At 72.3% G+C, this 15,377-nt stretch carries 12 protein-coding genes; 3 read left to right on the top strand and 9 right to left on the bottom strand.

Annotated features, from left to right (window positions below):
* Window positions 1–143 precede the first annotated feature (143 nt).
* Together ACFV8H_RS20660 and ACFV8H_RS20655 are read right to left on the bottom strand one after the other, a co-directional pair.
* Complete coding sequence (locus ACFV8H_RS20660) at window positions 144–1,271, bottom strand: DUF4185 domain-containing protein (RefSeq protein WP_380401784.1); 1,128 nt, start codon at window positions 1,269–1,271, stop codon at window positions 144–146.
* A gap of 160 nt (window positions 1,272–1,431) precedes the next feature.
* A complete protein-coding gene (locus ACFV8H_RS20655) occupies window positions 1,432–2,634 on the bottom strand; it encodes an MFS transporter (protein WP_380401799.1) in 1,203 nt (400 codons plus the stop codon).
* A gap of 272 nt (window positions 2,635–2,906) precedes the next feature.
* Here ACFV8H_RS20655 and ACFV8H_RS20650 point away from each other — a divergent pair, with 272 nt between their 5' ends.
* Complete coding sequence (locus ACFV8H_RS20650; RefSeq protein ID WP_375892432.1) at window positions 2,907–3,842, top strand: LysR family transcriptional regulator; 936 nt, start codon at window positions 2,907–2,909, stop codon at window positions 3,840–3,842.
* A 37-nt stretch (window positions 3,843–3,879) separates the two neighbouring features.
* Here the strand turns inward: ACFV8H_RS20650 and ACFV8H_RS20645 are convergent, their stop codons facing one another.
* Window positions 3,880–4,173, bottom strand: coding sequence for a hypothetical protein (locus ACFV8H_RS20645; RefSeq protein WP_375892434.1), 294 nt, complete (start codon window positions 4,171–4,173; stop codon window positions 3,880–3,882).
* A gap of 149 nt (window positions 4,174–4,322) precedes the next feature.
* Between ACFV8H_RS20645 and holA the strand changes: the two genes are divergently transcribed.
* Window positions 4,323–5,321 (top strand): DNA polymerase III subunit delta, encoded by a 999-nt coding sequence (gene holA, locus ACFV8H_RS20640; RefSeq protein WP_380401781.1) that lies wholly within the window; start codon window positions 4,323–4,325, stop codon window positions 5,319–5,321.
* A gap of 24 nt (window positions 5,322–5,345) precedes the next feature.
* Here holA and ACFV8H_RS20635 read toward each other — a convergent pair whose 3' ends face one another.
* Both ACFV8H_RS20635 and rpsT read right to left on the bottom strand, forming a co-directional pair.
* A complete protein-coding gene (locus ACFV8H_RS20635) occupies window positions 5,346–5,999 on the bottom strand; it encodes a hypothetical protein (RefSeq protein ID WP_380401779.1) in 654 nt (217 codons plus the stop codon).
* A 515-nt stretch (window positions 6,000–6,514) separates the two neighbouring features.
* Entirely contained in the window at window positions 6,515–6,784 is a 270-nt protein-coding gene (gene rpsT / locus ACFV8H_RS20630) for a 30S ribosomal protein S20 (protein ID WP_375892438.1), read from the bottom strand.
* Between the two features lie 411 nt (window positions 6,785–7,195).
* Here rpsT and lepA point away from each other — a divergent pair, with 411 nt between their 5' ends.
* Complete coding sequence (gene lepA, locus ACFV8H_RS20625) at window positions 7,196–9,064, top strand: translation elongation factor 4 (protein WP_375892440.1); 1,869 nt, start codon at window positions 7,196–7,198, stop codon at window positions 9,062–9,064.
* A gap of 154 nt (window positions 9,065–9,218) precedes the next feature.
* Here the strand turns inward: lepA and ACFV8H_RS20620 are convergent, their stop codons facing one another.
* From ACFV8H_RS20620 to ACFV8H_RS20605, 4 genes are all read right to left on the bottom strand, one after another.
* Entirely contained in the window at window positions 9,219–10,301 is a 1,083-nt protein-coding gene (locus ACFV8H_RS20620; RefSeq protein ID WP_380401775.1) for an NAD(P)/FAD-dependent oxidoreductase, read from the bottom strand.
* 162 nt (window positions 10,302–10,463) lie between these two features.
* The gene (sigJ, locus tag ACFV8H_RS20615) at window positions 10,464–11,381 is read right to left on the bottom strand and encodes an RNA polymerase sigma factor SigJ (protein ID WP_380401772.1); all 918 of its coding nucleotides are present in this window, start codon (window positions 11,379–11,381) and stop codon (window positions 10,464–10,466) included.
* Between the two features lie 98 nt (window positions 11,382–11,479).
* A complete protein-coding gene (locus ACFV8H_RS20610) occupies window positions 11,480–13,378 on the bottom strand; it encodes an ABC transporter ATP-binding protein (RefSeq protein ID WP_380401796.1) in 1,899 nt (632 codons plus the stop codon).
* Between the two features lie 146 nt (window positions 13,379–13,524).
* Window positions 13,525–15,258, bottom strand: a complete 1,734-nt coding sequence (locus ACFV8H_RS20605) for an ABC transporter ATP-binding protein (RefSeq protein WP_380401769.1) — start codon at window positions 15,256–15,258, stop codon at window positions 13,525–13,527.
* Between the last annotated feature and the right edge of the window lie 119 nt (window positions 15,259–15,377).

Genomic DNA, 15,377 nt, shown 5'->3' with positions numbered 1-15,377 from the left:
GCGGCGCCCCCCGGTGGGGGGGGGGGGGGGCGGGGCGCTGGGTGCGGGCGCGGGGCCGCGCCCGCCGCCGCGCCCCCCCCCCCCCGCCACTGGGGCAATGCGCCTACCGGCGGGGGAGTTGGGCCAGGGAGGGGCAGGGGCGGTCAGGAGAGCATGTTGATCCGGTACTGCATGATCCGGTAGTTCGTCACGTCGTACCACTGGCTGACGACGATGTGGAAGTTGCCGAACGTCGAGCCGGGGATGACGAAGCCGCCGTACGGGCTGGCCACGAAGTTGGCGGTCTCCTGGCCCGGGGCGCAGGGGAGGATCATGGCCTGTTCCAGCGTCCTGGTCAGGTCCGAGGTCGGGAGTGCGAAGACCATCGCCCTGATCGACAGCGGGTCCGTGTTCAGCCAGGTGAGGACGTACTTGCCGTCCATGGCGCGGAAGCACAGCTCGCCCCACTTGCGGGTGCCGAAGACGGTCGTCGGGGCGGGGGCGTTCCACTGCCAGTTGCCGTCGGTGTAGCCCCAGGGCTCGTAGGCGTCCGGGGCGCCGAGGCTCTCCTTCCGTACCCGGTGCAGCAGCATCCCCGACTCCACCTCACGGTTGAAGACCGTGGACAGCACGTAGCAGTAGCCGTCGTCGGCCACCGCGTAGGTCTTCTGCTGGAACTGCCCGCCGTACAGGTCGCCGGGCCACTGGCACAGGTACTCCCAGGTCTGCCCGTTGTCGGTGGAGCGCCAGAAGTCGGTGTGGTGGGTGTCGTAGATGACCCCGCGCATCAGGTGCATGTACATCACGCCGTCGACGACGAAGGCGTCGGAGGGGATCGCGGTGGTGTGCGCGGTGTCGCCGACCGGGGTGTGCGGCTCGTCGACGAGGCTGATGCCGTAGGTGCCCTGGACGACGCCGTCGATGCGCAGGTTGTCCAGGTCAGCGCTGCTGGAGCGCAGTCCGACGGGCGCGTTCCACTGGCCGGTGAAGATCCGGTCGCCGGAGAAGGTGTCGCCGCAGACGAAGAGCATGGTGCCGTCCGGGCATCGGACGGGGATGCCGAGGTCGGTCCACGCGGCGCCGAACGATCCGGTCTCGGCCGGGCCGCTGAGGTTCTTGATCTTGGTCGCGATGGTCGGAGCGGTCGGGTCGTACGGGCCGTTGGCGAGAGCGGCGGGAGCGCCGGAGCCGATGGCCCCGGCCCCCACGGCGATGCCGACGCCGATCCTGAGCAGGTGGCGGCGGGAGGGCCCGCCGGGCGTCTCGTCGTGTCCGCCCGCTGAGCGTGTCATGGTGTCGGTGGCCTTCCGGATCGACGGATCCCGCACCTTCGCCCGGATCGCGCACCCGAGCGGCGACGGGGCGCCACCGAGGCTACGGCGGCCCGCCGCCGCCCCGTCGGTGGGTGGACAAACCTTCACCCGAATTGGGTAGGCGTGGGCCCCGGCGGCCTCAGGAACGGGTGGGGGCCGGGGCGTGAGGGGCCGGGGCGGGGGTGCCTCGGGGGAGGAGGAGGGGGGTGGCCAGGATGAGGAGGCCCGCGGCGGCGAGGGCGGCGCGTGGGCCGGTGGTGTCGGCGAGGAGGCCGCCGAGGGCGGTGCAGACGGCGATGGCGGCCTGCTGGCCGATGGACCAGGCGGACAGGGTGCGGGCGAGGAGGTGCTCGGGCGTGCGTTCGAGCCGGTGGGTGGCGAGCACCGGGGTGTAGAGGCTCATGTTGATGATGATGGCCAGTTCGACGGCCATCACGGTGACCAGGCCGACGACACCGGGGCGGACGAGGACCAGGCCGATCAGCCACACGGCACGCAGGGCGCCGACGGTCCGGAAGACCCGGTGGCGGCCGTAGCGGGTCACGACGCGCTGGGCGAGCCGGGAGCCGATGAGTCCGCCGAGGCAGGGGGCGGCGAAGGCGAGGCCGTACTGCCAGGGTGGGAAGTGGAGTTGGCGCAGCATGAGGACGGCCAGCAGCGGTTCGGTGGCCATGATCAGCCCGGAGACGAGCAGGTTGTTGAGGTAGAGCGCCCGCAGCTCGGGGTCGCCGAGGATGTGCCGCCAGCCGTCGAGGACCGAGCCGGCCCGCCCCGGCTTGCGCCCGGCGGGCGGCGGGGTCTCCTCCCGGCCGCGGATGGCGCCGATGCCGAGGGCGGAGAACAGGTAGCTGAGGGCGTCGGCGATCACGGTGGTGACCGGCCCGAACAGGCCGATGGCGGCCCCGCCCAGGGGTGGTCCGATCGCGATGGAGCTCCAGTTCGTGGATTCGAAGCGGGAGTTGGCCACCAGGAGGTCCTCGGGTCGGACCAGGGCCTTGAGGTGGGCGCCGGCGGCCGCGTTGAACGCGATCTTGGCCGCGGCGACGACGGCCGAGACCGCCAGTAGTTGGGCGAAGCCGAGCAGTCCGAGGGCGTAGGCGGCCGGGATCGTCGCCATGGCCGCGAACCGGACCAGGTCCATGGTGATCATCACCGGGCGTTTGCGCCGGAACTCCACCCAGGGGGCGAGCGGCAGCGCGATCAGCGCCCCCACGGCCGGGCCCACGGCGGACAGTGCGGACACCTGGGCGGGCCCGGCGTGCAGCACCAGGACGGCCAGCAGCGGCAGGGCACCGAATCCCAGTCCGGACCCGTACGCGCTGACCGCGTAGGCCGCCCACAGCCGGCCGAACCGCGGCCCCAGCCGTCTCCTGCCGAACCTGCCCGCTGTCGCTGCCCCTGCCGCGGCTGCCGCACCTGTCGCGTCCCCCGTGTCCACCATGTCCGGCGCACTCCCTCGGCATCCCGTTCGAACAATCCGACGTTGACCGGGGAGAGCTAACCGAGCAGCTCGACCGCAGGTCAAACAACCGATCCGCCCCACGGGTACAACCATCCGTTGTTCACATGGGCGTGTCTGACATTGCGCGTCGGATCGGCCTAGGGTGGGCCGACGTGGACCTCGAAGCCGTACGCACCTTCGCCGCCGCCGCCGAGGCCGGCCAGTTCCAGAAGGCCGCCGTCGACCTGGCGGTCACCCAGCAGGCCGTCTCCAAGCGCATCGCCGCCCTGGAGCGCGACCTCGGGGTGCGCCTGTTCACCCGCACTCCGCGCGGCGCCGAACTCACCATCGACGGACAGGCGTTCCTGCCCCACGCGCGTGAACTGCTGCGCGCCGCCGAGCGGGCCGTCGCCTCGGTGCGGACGGGCCGTCGGCCGCTGCGGGTCGACATCATCGCCTCGCGCGGCGCCGGGTCGGGTCTGATGCGGGACTTCCACCGCGCGCACCCCGGGATCGAGTTGGACGTGGTGATGCTGTTCGACGTGGCGGCGGCCGTCGCCGCGATCCGCTCGGGGGCGATCGACGCGTCCTTCCGTGCCGTTGCCGCACCCGGGCGGCCCTTCCCGGAGGACGTCGAGTCCGTCCGGGTGCTCGACGAGCCCTTGCAGCTGCTCACCGGTCCGGCGCACGCGCTGGCGGGTGCGCGTTCGGTGACCGTCGCCCAGCTGGTCGGCCACCGGATCTGGATGCCCGGCATCGCGCCCGGTACCGAGTGGGCCGCCTACTACGACGACCTGGTCGCCGAGTTCGGCCTCACCATCGAGGCGACCGGCCCCAACTTCGGCTCCGACGCGCTGCTGGACACCGTCGCCGACACCCCGGCCCTGGCCACCTTCATGAGCGAGCGCACCCGGCTGGTCTGGCCTGCCGGCCACGGTCTGCGCCGCATCCCGGTGACCGACCCGACGCCGGTCTACCCGCACTCGCTGCTGTGGCACCGGGACAACCCCCACCCCGCTCTGGCCACCCTCCGGGCCCACCTCGCCGCCACCACGCCCGCCCACGACGCCCCCGGGACCTGGCGGCCGGACTGGGTGCTGCCGAACTGACCGCCTCGGGGAGCGTCGGGGGCGGGCGACGGTCGGGTCAGGCCTCCTCGCGCCAGCCCTCGTAGGAGGCCGCGACGGTGTCGAGGGCGTGCAGGAGGGTGGGCGTCCAGCCGTCGGACGGGGGGTCGAGGACGACGAGCCACTGGGCGTCCTCGGCGTCGTCCTCGCCGGCCAGCGCGTCGCGGACGATCTCCAGGTCGCCGAGGTCGGGATGGGCGGCGGAGAGTTCCTCGGCGGCCTCGTCGGCGGTGTCGCGGTCGGGCAGGACGAGCAGCTGGCGGACGAACGGGTCTTCGACGTCCGGCAGGTCGGGGGTGTGGTTCTCGGTCACCGGGCCATTCTCCAGGTCGGGCCGCGCGCCCCCGCAGGGCGGTCGGCCTTCACCGAGCCCCGGCCTCGGACCACTGGCCCCCGCCCCCGCCCGTACGCCCCCGCCCGTCCGGGCGGGAGTGTCCGCGGCGCGTGGGATGCTGGTAGGCGATGGCCAGGAAGAGTGCACCCGACGACCTGCTCGCCCCGCTGACCCTCGCGGTCGGTCAGGAGGAGCTGCTGCTGGACCGTGCGGTCGCCCAGGTGGTGGCCGCGGCCAGGGCGGCGGACCCGGACACCGACGTGCGGGACCTCCCGCCCGGCGGCCTGCAGCCGGGCAGTCTGGCCGAGCTGACCACGCCCTCGCTGTTCGCCGAGCGCAAGGTGATCGTGGTCCGGGCCGCGCAGGACCTCTCCGCCGAGTCGGTGAAGGAGGTCAAGGCGTACATCGAGGCCCCGGTCGAGGAAGTGATCATCGTCCTGGTGCACGCCGGCGGGGCCAAGGGCAAGGGCCTGCTGGACTTCGGGCGCAAGGCGGGCGGGCGCGAGGTGGCCTGCGCCAAGCTGGCCAAGGCGGGCGAGCGGCTGGCCTTCGTCAAGGGCGAGTTCCGTACGCTGGGCCGCTCCGCGACCCAGGAGGCCTGCCAGGCACTGCTGGACGCGCTCGGCAGCGACCTGCGCGAACTCGCCGCCGCGTGCAGCCAGTTGACCTCGGATGTCGAGGGCACGATCGACGAGACGGTGGTGGCCCGCTACTACAGCGGCCGGGCCGAGGCGACCGGGTTCGAGGTGGCCGACCTGGCGGTCACCGGCCGGGCGGCCGAGGCGCTGGAGCGGCTGCGCTGGGCGCTGGCCGTCGGCCAGCCGCCGACCGGCATCACCTACGCGCTGGCCTCCGGCGTGCGCAGCATCGGCAGGCTGGCGACGACCGGGCGGAACATGCGTCCGGCCGATCTGGCCCGCGAGTTGGGCATGCCGCCGTGGAAGGTGGACCGGGTCCGTCAGCAGATGCGCGGGTGGACCGGTGATGCGGTGGCCACGGCGCTCACCGCGATCGCCCAGGCCGACGCGGCGGTCAAGGGCGGCTCGGCCGACCCGGCCTTCGCCCTGGAGCGGGCGGTGGTGGCCGTCGCCAAGGCCGCCCGGGCCGGCTCCCGCCCCTCGTACTGACCGCGGAGGCGTCGGACCGGACCGCTACTTGCGCATGGCCCGTACGGCGTTGTCGCCGTCGGTCTGCAGGTCGTTGCGGAGCTCGGTCATGGACGGCGGGTTGCCCTTCCCCTGGGTGTAACTGGCGTTGTAGCTGATGTAGTAGGTCATCCCGCCGTCGCGGATCTGCACCTCGGCGAACAGGCTGTGGTACGAGCCCGAAGTGCCGTCGTCCTTGTAGATGAAGAACGCGTCCTCGCCGATCCCCGGGATGTCGGTGATCTGGTAGCCCCGGGCCCGGTAGAGCTCCTTGCCGGCCGTCTGCTCGGGTGCCGGGTTGACGGCCTTGTGCAGGTCGGCGCGGATGTACACGCTGGCGTACTCGCTGTCGGTGCCGCCGCCGGTCCGCTTGAGCGACATGGAGCAGTTCATGCTGTCCAGGGCGGCGGTCCGGTCGGTGTGGTGGGACGGCGAACTGCTGTCCGTGGTGACGGTGTAGGTCTCCAGCAGCCGGGAGGGCTTCGCGGTGGCGCAGAAGTCGTCGGAGAGGTGGTAGTTGCCGAGGCTGCGCGGCGAGGAGTCGTTGCTGACGAGGTCCGGGACGGCCACCACGGCGGCGGCCCAGCCGGCCGAGGCGAGGACCGCGCCGACGAAGGCCCAGACGGCGTTGCGGCGCAGCCCACCGCCCTTGGGCGGCACGGCGGGCTGCCCGGGCGCGGTCGGCAGCCCGAGCGGCGGCCCGAAGCCGCCGGCCCCCGGCCCGCCCAGCCCACCGGATCCGCCGGGCCCACCGGATCCACCGAGTCCGCCCGGCCCACCCGTGCCCGGTACGGGCGCCGCGGCCGGCTGCTGCGGAAAGCCGTAGCCCGGCCCGTTCGGGCCAGGGCCCTGGCCCGGACCCGAACCCGGACCCGGCGACGGCGGTGGCGGCGGTGGCGTCGTCATGGAAGTTCCCCCCTCGGGACTGGCCGCCGTGGGTGCTCCCCGCACCCCCGGTCGCGCCTGACCGACCCTAGCGGCCGGGGCGCGGAACGCGACAGGCGCCGCAGTCGGCCTCGGGGAGAGGATGACTGCGGCGCCTGTCGTACAGCTCGTGCTGCACCGCACCCGCGTGGCGAACGCAGGCCGCGTGCGGTGCGAGTCTCGCACGCCTCGGGGTTCCGGGTAGAGGGCCGGTCGCCCTGAGGCGGTGGGGGTCGGAGCCCCCGGGGGCGTCAGGCCTGGACGGCGGTGTTGACGCGCTTGGTGATGGCCGACTTCTTGTTGGCGGCCTGGTTGGCGTGGATGACGCCCTTGCTCACGGCCTTGTCGAGCGCCTTGGAGGCGGCGCGGGCCAGCACGGTGGCCTTCTCGGTGTCACCGGCGGCAGCGGCCTCGCGGGCCTTGCGCAGAGCGGTCTTCAGCGAGGACTTGACGGCCTTGTTGCGCAGGCGCGCCTTCTCGTTGGTCTTGTTGCGCTTGATCTGGGACTTGATGTTCGCCACGAAGGAGCCTCAGTCTTGTCTGAATGGTTTGAACGGGCTGCACCGTGAGGCCGTCGGACCAGCTGAGAGGGCATGCCGAGGCCAGGTGCAGCTGACCACGCTACCAGGGGCCCGCCGCCCGCCCCAAACCGGCGGCCGGTCCGCGGCCGGTCCGCGGCCGGGAGAAGTGGTGCGGCAGCTCCCGCCACCGCAGATACTCGGCCGAGCCGCGGAAGCCCTCGGTGCGGCCGGGCGAAGCCCTTCGGGGCGCCCTCGGGGGGGCTGTGAGGTGCCCGAACGGCGTCCCGCCCCGTAGTCGTGGGAGGATGGGAGGAACTATTTCGATCGGACGAGACTGTCCGGTCCCCGGGATAGCCGGTCAGCGATGATCCGGACACCCCCGGCCCCGGACCAACGGAGAATCGGACCAAGGTGCCCGCGACCCCCAGCAATGTGCCAGAGCCCAGCCGTACCGACCCGGCGCTGATCCGCAACTTCTGCATCATCGCCCACATCGACCACGGCAAGTCGACGCTCGCAGACCGGATGCTGCAGATCACCGGCGTCGTCGACCCCCGGCAGATGCGCGCCCAGTACCTCGACCGCATGGACATCGAGCGCGAGCGCGGCATCACCATCAAGTCGCAGGCGGTCCGCCTCCCGTGGGCCCCGAAGACCGGGCCGGACGCCGGGACGACCCACATCCTCAACATGATCGACACCCCCGGCCACGTGGACTTCACGTACGAGGTGTCCCGCTCCCTCGCGGCCTGCGAGGGCACCGTCCTGGTGGTCGACGCGGCCCAGGGCATCGAGGCCCAGACCCTCGCCAACCTGTACCTGGCGCTGGAGAACGACCTCACGATCGTCCCGGTCCTCAACAAGATCGACCTGCCGGCCGCCCAGCCGGAGAAGTACGCCGCCGAGATCGCCCACATCATCGGCTGCGACCCCTCCGACGTGCTCCAGGTCAGCGCCAAGACCGGTCTCGGCGTCGAGGACCTGCTGGACCACATCGTCAACACCGTCCCGGCCCCGGTCGGCGTCAAGGACGCCCCGGCCCGCGCGATGATCTTCGACTCGGTGTACGACTCCTACCGCGGCGTGGTCACCTACGTCCGTGTCGTGGACGGCCAGCTCACCAAGCGCGAGCGGATCGCGATGATGTCGACCGGCGCCACCCACGAGCTGCTGGAGATCGGCGTCATCTCGCCCGAGCCGAAGGTCGCCGACGGTCTCGGCGTCGGCGAGGTCGGCTACATCATCACCGGTGTGAAGGACGTCCGGCAGTCCAAGGTCGGTGACACGATCACCTCGATGCACAAGGGCGCCACCGAGGCGCTCGGCGGCTACAAGGACCCGCGCCCGATGGTGTTCTCCGGCCTGTACCCGCTGGACGGCTCGGACTACCCGCTGCTGCGCGACGCCCTGGACAAGCTGCGCCTCAACGACGCCGCCCTGGTGTACGAGCCGGAGACCTCGGTCGCGCTGGGCTTCGGCTACCGCTGCGGCTTCCTCGGCCTGCTGCACCTGGAGATCATCCGGGAGCGCCTGGAGCGCGAGTTCAACCTCGACCTGATCTCCACCGCCCCGAACGTGGTCTACCGGGTGGTGATGGAGGACGGCACCGAGCACACCGTCACCAACCCGAGCGAGTTCCCGAGCGGCAAGATCTCCGAGGTGTTCGAGCCGGTCGTGCGCGGCACCATCCTGGCGCCGAACGAGTTCGTCGGCGCGATCATGGAGCTCTGCCAGTCCCGCCGCGGCAACCTCCAGGGCATGGACTACCTCTCCGAGGACCGGGTCGAGCTGCGCTACACCCTGCCGCTCGCGGAGATCGTCTTCGACTTCTTCGACCAGCTGAAGTCCAAGACCCGGGGCTACGCCTCGCTCGACTACGAGCCCATCGGCGAGCAGGCCGCCCAGCTGGTGAAGGTCGACATCCTGCTGCACGGCGACCCGGTGGACGCGTTCTCCGCGATCGTGCACAAGGACAAGGCCTACGGCTACGGCGTGATGATGGCCGGCAAGCTGCAGAAGCTCATCCCCCGCCAGCAGTTCGAGGTGCCGATCCAGGCCGCCATCGGCTCCCGGGTGATCGCCCGTGAGACGGTCCGCGCGATCCGCAAGGACGTCCTCGCCAAGTGCTACGGCGGTGACATCTCCCGTAAGCGGAAGCTGCTGGAGAAGCAGAAGGAAGGCAAGAAGCGGATGAAGATGGTCGGCAGCGTGGAGGTCCCGCAGGAGGCCTTCATCGCCGCGCTGTCCACCGACGCCGAGACGCCGAAGGACAAGAAGTAGGCGTAGCGGGAAGCGGTACGAGGAGGGCCCGGGCGGGACTGCCCGGGCCCTTCCGCGTTCCCGCCGGGAGGAATCCCCTGACCGGAACCGGTAGGAACCGGTAAGAACCGGTAGGAACCAGTGGCCCTCGGACGGAACCGGTGGCCCCCGGCGGCTACTTGAGCGCGCCGAGGACGAGGCCGACGATCCCGGCCTTGGCCAGTCGCCCCGCGGTGCCGGTGAGCACGGTGGGCTTCATCGCGTCGTCGCGGTGGACCAGTTGGAGCAGCCCGTCCCGCCGGCCCAGGCTGAGGCACTGCACGAGGTACGTGAAGGAGAACGGCGCCGAGGTGCGCCCGTCGAGCAGCCGGCCCACGTACTGGCCCTGCGGCAGCGCGGTGGCGCAGCCCATCCGCAGGGTGCCGACGCCGGGGACGGTGACGGCGGCGGCGTCGCCGACCACGTGGACGTCCGGGTGCGAGACCGACCGCAGGTGGTCGTCGACCAGGGCGCGGCCGCGCTCGTCGACGGCCAGTCCGGCCTCGGCGGCCAGCGGGTGGGGTTCCAGCGAGGCGGCCCACAGGGTGAGGTCGGCGTCGACCGGGCCGGCGGTGGTGCGCAGCCCGCCGGGGGTGACCTCGGTGACGGTGGCGTCGTCGTGGACGTCGACGCCGAGGCGGTCGAGGACGCGCCGGATGTGGGCGCGGCCCTTGGGCGAGTAGGCGCCGCCGACGGTGCCGGAGGCGACGATCCGCACCCGCCAGTCGGGGTGGGCCTCGGCGAGTTCGGTGGCCAGTTCGATGCCGGTGGCGCCGCCGCCGACGACGGCGAGGGTGCCGGGGCGGGCGGCCTCGCGGATGAGCCGGCGGACCTCGGCGGCGCGCTCCACGGGGTGGGCGTGCTCGACGGCGCCGGGGACGCCGTGCCAGGCGGTGCGGCTGCCGAGGGCGTGGACCAGGGTGTCGTAGCCGAGGGTGGTGCCGTCGTCGAGGAGGACCTCGTGCCCGGCCAGGTCGAGTGCGACGGCCCGGGCCCGGCGGTGCTCGATCCGGCGGCCGCGGGCGAGTTCGGTGAGCGCGGGCCAGTCGCGGCCGCGGCCGGCGGCGGTCTCGTGCTGGCGGATGCGGTGCAGGAGCCGCTCCTCGGGGGCGACCAGGGTGACGGCGCGGTGGCGTCCGGCGCCCTTGGCCGCGGTGATCCCGGCGTACCCGGCGCCGAGGACGACGATCCGCTGATCGGTGCTGGTGGTGCTGCTCATCTCGTCCGCCTCCTCGTGGGGCGCTCCGGTGGAGCGCTGTTCGGGAAGGGGACGACGCGGCCGGCCGGAGTGTGACGGTGACCCGCGTCACAGCCCGGCGGGGGCCGGTTCGGGGGCCCGGTCACAGGGGCTCGGTAACAGGGGTCCGGTTCAGGGCTCGGTTCAGCGGGTCGTGACCGGTTCGATCCGGCCGAGCTTCTCGGGGTTGACCACGACGAAGGCCTCGGTGATCCGGCCGCCGGCCACGGCGAAGGCCAGCACCCCGCCGACGCTGCCGGTGCCGCGCTCGTACCAGACCAGGCCGGGTTCGCCGTTGACGGCGGCGAGGCCGATCGCGGCGTCGGGGGTGAACCACTTGGCGACCAGTCCGGCCACCAGGCGGGCGACCTTGTCGGCGCCGCGCACCGGGCGGGCGGCGGCGCGGACGATGCCGCCGCCGTCGGCGTGCCAGACCACGTCGGGGTCGAGGACCGCCATCAGGCCGAGGATGTCGCCCCGGGTGCTGGCGGAGGCGAAGGCCTCGACGGCCCGCCGGTGTTCGGCCGGGTCGGTGCCGCCGGGGTGCCGGCCGCCCTCCTTGACCCGGCGGCGGGCCCGGGAGGCGAGCTGGCGGGTGGCGTCCGGGGTGCGGTCCAGGGAGGCGGCGATGGACTCGAAGCCGACCGCGAAGACGTCGTGCAGGACGAAGGCGGCCCGCTCGGCCGGGGTGAGCTGCTCCAGCACGGTGAGCAGGGCGAGGGAGACGGACTCGCCGCGTTCGGCCAGGTCGGCGGGGGAGTCGGGGCCGTCGGTGTAGGAGACGGACGGTTCGGGCAGCCACTCGCCGTAGTAGGCCTCGCGGCGGCTGCGGGCGGAGCCCAACTGGTCGTAGCAGAGCCGGGTGACCACGGTGGTGAGGAAGGCGCGCGGGTCGGCGACGGCGGCGCGGTCGGCGCCCTGCCAGCGCAGCCAGGCGTCCTGGAGGACGTCCTCGGCGTCGGTGAAGGAGCCGAGCAGCCGGTAGGCGACCGAGCCCAGGTAGCGGCGGTTCGCCTCGAAGGCGTCGGGGGCCGGTCCGGGGGCCGTGGGCTGGGCGGTCACGGGGGCCACCGTAGCGAAGGCGGTCGTGCCCCGCGAGGGGCGGGTGCGCGCGGAGCCGGGACGGCGGGTTCCGTCCCGGCTCCGCGCGTGCCGACGGGTCAGTCCACCTCGGCCACGGCCTCCGCGAACTGCGCCTGGTAGAGCCGGGCGTAGGCGCCGTCGGCGGCGATCAGCTCGTCGTGCGAGCCCTGCTCCACGATGGAGCCGTTCTCCATCACCAGGATCACGTCGGCGTCCCGGATGGTGGAGAGCCGGTGGGCGATGACGAAGCTGGTGCGGCCGGTGCGCAGCCGGGCCATGGCCCGCTGGATGAGCACCTCGGTGCGGGTGTCGACGGAGCTGGTGGCCTCGTCGAGGACCAGGATGGACGGCTGGGCGAGGAAGGCCCGGGCGATGGTGATCAGCTGCTTCTCGCCGGCGCTGACGCCGGTGCCCTCGTCGTCGATGACGGTGTCGTAGCCGTCCGGGAGGGTGCGGACGAAGCGGTCGACGTGGGCGGCCCGGGCTGCCTCGACGACCTCGTCGCGGGTGGCGGAGCCGGCCCCGTAGGCGATGTTGTCGGCGATGGTGCCGCCGAACAGCCAGGTGTCCTGGAGGACCATGCCGATGCCGGAGCGCAGGTCCTCGCGGGACATCGCGGCGATGTCGATGCCGTCGAGGGTGATGCGCCCGGAGCTGACCTCGTAGAACCGCATCAGCAGGTTGACCAGGGTGGTCTTGCCGGCGCCGGTGGGGCCGACGATGGCGACGGTCTGGCCGGGTTCGACCTTGAGCGAGAGGTCGTCGATGAGCGGCTTGTCGGGGTCGTAGCGGAAGGACACGTCCTGGAAGGCGACCCGGCCGTGGACGGCGTCGGGCTTCTCGGGCATGGCGGGTTCGGGGCTCTGCTCGGGGGCGTCGAGCAGTTCGAAGACGCGCTCGGCGGAGGCGACCCCGGACTGCACCAGGTTGGCCATGCTGGCGACCTGGGTGAGCGGCTGGCTGAACTGCCGGGAGTACTGGATGAAGGCCTGGACGTCGCCGATGGACAGCGAGCCGCTGGCCACCCGAAGGCCGCCGACCACGGCGACCAGCACGTACTGCAGGTTGCCGATCAGCATCATCGCGGGCTGGATGATCCCGGAGATGAACTGGGCGCGGAAGCTGGCGTGGAACAGCGCGTCGTTGTGCTCGCGGAAGGTCTCGGCGGACTCGCGGTGCCGGCCGAACGCCTTGACCAGGGTGTGGCCGGTGTACATCTCCTCGATGTGGGCGTTGAGTTGGCCGGTGGACTTCCACTGCTGGACGAACTGCGGCTGGGCCCGCTTGCCGACCTTGGCGGCGACGACCACCGAGAGCGGCACGGAGACCAGGGCGATCGCGGCGAGGATCGGGGAGATCCAGAACATCATCGCGAGCACACCGACCACGGTGAGCAGCGAGTTGACGATCTGTCCCATGGTCTGCTGCATCGACTGGCCGATGTTGTCGATGTCGTTGGTGACCCGGCTGAGCACCTCGCCGCGCGGCTGCTTGTCGAAGTAGCTGAGCGGCAGCCGGGCCAGTTTCGCCTCGACGTCCTGGCGCAGCCGGTAGCTGGCGGACTGGATCGCCCGGGTGGCCAGGCGGCCCTGGACGATGCCGAAGAGGGCGGAGGCGAGGTAGATGCCGAGCACCCAGAGCAGGATGGAGCCGATGGCGCCGAAGTCCATGCCCTGGCCGGGGGTGAAGTCGACGGCGGAGAGCAGGTCGGCGACGCCGCCGTCGCCGTGGGCGCGCAGTCCGGCGATGACCTCGGCCTTGGAGGTGCCGGCCGGGAAGCGGGCGCCGATGACGCCGGCGAAGATCAGGTCGGTGGCGTCGCCGAGGATCTTCGGGCCGGTGACGGCGCAGCCGATGCCGAGCACGCCGAGCAGCAGGACGCCGATCAGGACGTTGCGTTCGGGGCGCAGCAGGCCGAGCACGCGTTTGCCGGAGCCCTTGAAGTCCATGGACTTCTCGGTGCCCTGGCCGCCCATGAAGCGGCCCGGTCCGGCCGGTCCGCGGCGGGCGGCGGCGGCCTGGGAGTCGCTGGGGAGCTTGTCCGCGGGCTGTCCGGCGCCCGGTCCGGCGGGGGTCCCGGCCGGCTTTCCGGTGGGGGTCCCGGCGGGCTTTCCTGGGGTGGTCACGCCGCCTCCTGCTCGGTGAGCTGGGAGAGCACGATCTCCCGGTACGTCGGGTTGTCGGCCATCAGTTCGCGGTGGGTGCCGGTGCCGACGACGGCGCCCTCGTCGAGGACGATGATCCGGTCGGCGTCGCGGATGGTGGAGACGCGCTGGGCGACGATCAGTACGGTGGCGTCGGAGGTCTCGCGGGCGAGGGCCTTGCGCAGCCTGGCGTCGGTGGCGTAGTCGAGCGCGGAGAAGGAGTCGTCGAAGAGGTAGACGTCGGGCCGCCGGACGAGGGCCCGGGCGATGGCCAGGCGCTGGCGCTGGCCGCCGGAGACGTTGCTGCCGCCCTGGGAGATGGGGGCGTCCAGGCCTTCGGGCAGCTTCTCGACGAAGTCCTTGGCCTGGGCGATCTCCAGGGCGTGCCAGAGCTCCTCGTCGGTGGCGTCGGGGCGGCCGTAGCGGAGGTTGCTGGCGACGGTGCCGGTGAAGAGGTAGGGCTTCTGCGGGACGATGCCGACGCTGTCGGCGATCGTGTCGGCGGAGAGCTCGCGCACGTCGGTGCCGTCGAGCAGGACCTGTCCGGAGGTGGCGTCGAAGAGCCGGGGGACGAGGCCGAGCAGGGTGGACTTGCCGGCGCCGGTGGAGCCGATGATGGCGGTGGTCTCGCCGGGGCGGGCGGTGAGGTCGATGCCGCGCAGCACCGGGGCCTCGGCGCCGGGGTAGCGGAAGTCGACGTCGCGCAGTTCCAGGTTGCCGCGGCGCAGCACCTCGGTGATCGGGGCGGCGGGCGGGACGACGCTGGAGGAGGTGCCGAGGACCTCCTCGACGCGTTCGGCGCAGACCTCGGCGCGCGGCACCATCATGAACATGAAGGTGGCCATCATGACGCTCATCAGGATCTGCATCAGGTAGGAGAGGAAGGCGGTGAGCCCGCCGATCTCCATGCCGCCGCTGTCGATGCGGTGGGCGCCGAACCAGAGCACGGCGACGCTGGAGACGTTGACGACCAGCATCACGGCGGGGAACATCACGGACATCAGCCGGCCGACCTGCCGGGCGACCTGGGTGAGGTCCTCGTTGGCGTCGGCGAAGCGCTGCTGCTCGTGGCCGTCCTTGACGAAGGCGCGGATGACCCGGATGCCGGTGATCTGCTCGCGCAGCACCCGGTTCACGGTGTCGATCTTCACCTGCATGCTGCGGAACTTCGGCCGCAGGGCGCGCACCAGCAGGACGACGACGATGCCGAGCACGGGGATGACGGCGAGCAGCAGGCCGGACAGCGGGACGTCCTGGTTGAGCGCCATGATGATGCCGCCGACGCACATGATCGGTGCGGCGACCATCAGGGTGAAGCTCATCAGGGCCAGCATCTGGACCTGCTGGACGTCGTTGGTGGTGCGGGTGATCAGCGACGGGGCGCCGAACTGGCCGACCTCGCGGGAGGAGAAGCTCTGCACCCGGTCGAAGACGGCGGCCCGCAGGTCGCGGCCGAAGGCCATGGCGGTGCGGGCGCCGTAGTAGACGGCGCCGATCGAGCAGAGCGCCTGGAGCAGGGTGACGCCGATCATCACGGCGCCCAGGCGCAGGATGTAGCCGGTGTCGCCCGTGACCACGCCCTTGTCGATGATGTCGGCGTTGAGCGTGGGCAGGTAGAGCGCCGCGAGGGTGGACACCAGCTGGAGGGCCACCAGCAGGGTGATCGGTCGGGAGTATGGGCGCAGGTACGCCCGGAGCAGTCTGATCAGCACTGGCACACTCTTGTCTTCGCCGGTCGGGTTCGCACCCCAATTCTCGTCGTTCTGTAGCGTCGTACAGACGATTCGGGGGCCGTCCGGCGGAGGTTTGCCGGGCCTTTGCCATCGGCGGC

This window comes from Kitasatospora sp. NPDC059827, from assembly GCF_042731675.1.
In the GTDB taxonomy this organism is placed as follows: domain Bacteria; phylum Actinomycetota; class Actinomycetes; order Streptomycetales; family Streptomycetaceae; genus Kitasatospora.
This window is presented reverse-complemented; position numbering and strand designations above follow the sequence as displayed.

Excerpts from the sequence above, each read along its gene's own strand:
- ACFV8H_RS20620 (WP_380401775.1), bottom strand. The coding sequence starts at position 10,301 with ATGAGCAGCACCACCAGCACCGATCAGCGGATCGTCGTCCTCGGCGCC.
- ACFV8H_RS20660 (WP_380401784.1), bottom strand. The coding sequence starts at position 1,271 with ATGACACGCTCAGCGGGCGGACACGACGAGACGCCCGGCGGGCCCTCC.
- ACFV8H_RS20610 (WP_380401796.1), bottom strand. The coding sequence starts at position 13,378 with ATGGGCGGCCAGGGCACCGAGAAGTCCATGGACTTCAAGGGCTCCGGC.
- holA (WP_380401781.1), top strand. The coding sequence starts at position 4,323 with ATGGCCAGGAAGAGTGCACCCGACGACCTGCTCGCCCCGCTGACCCTC.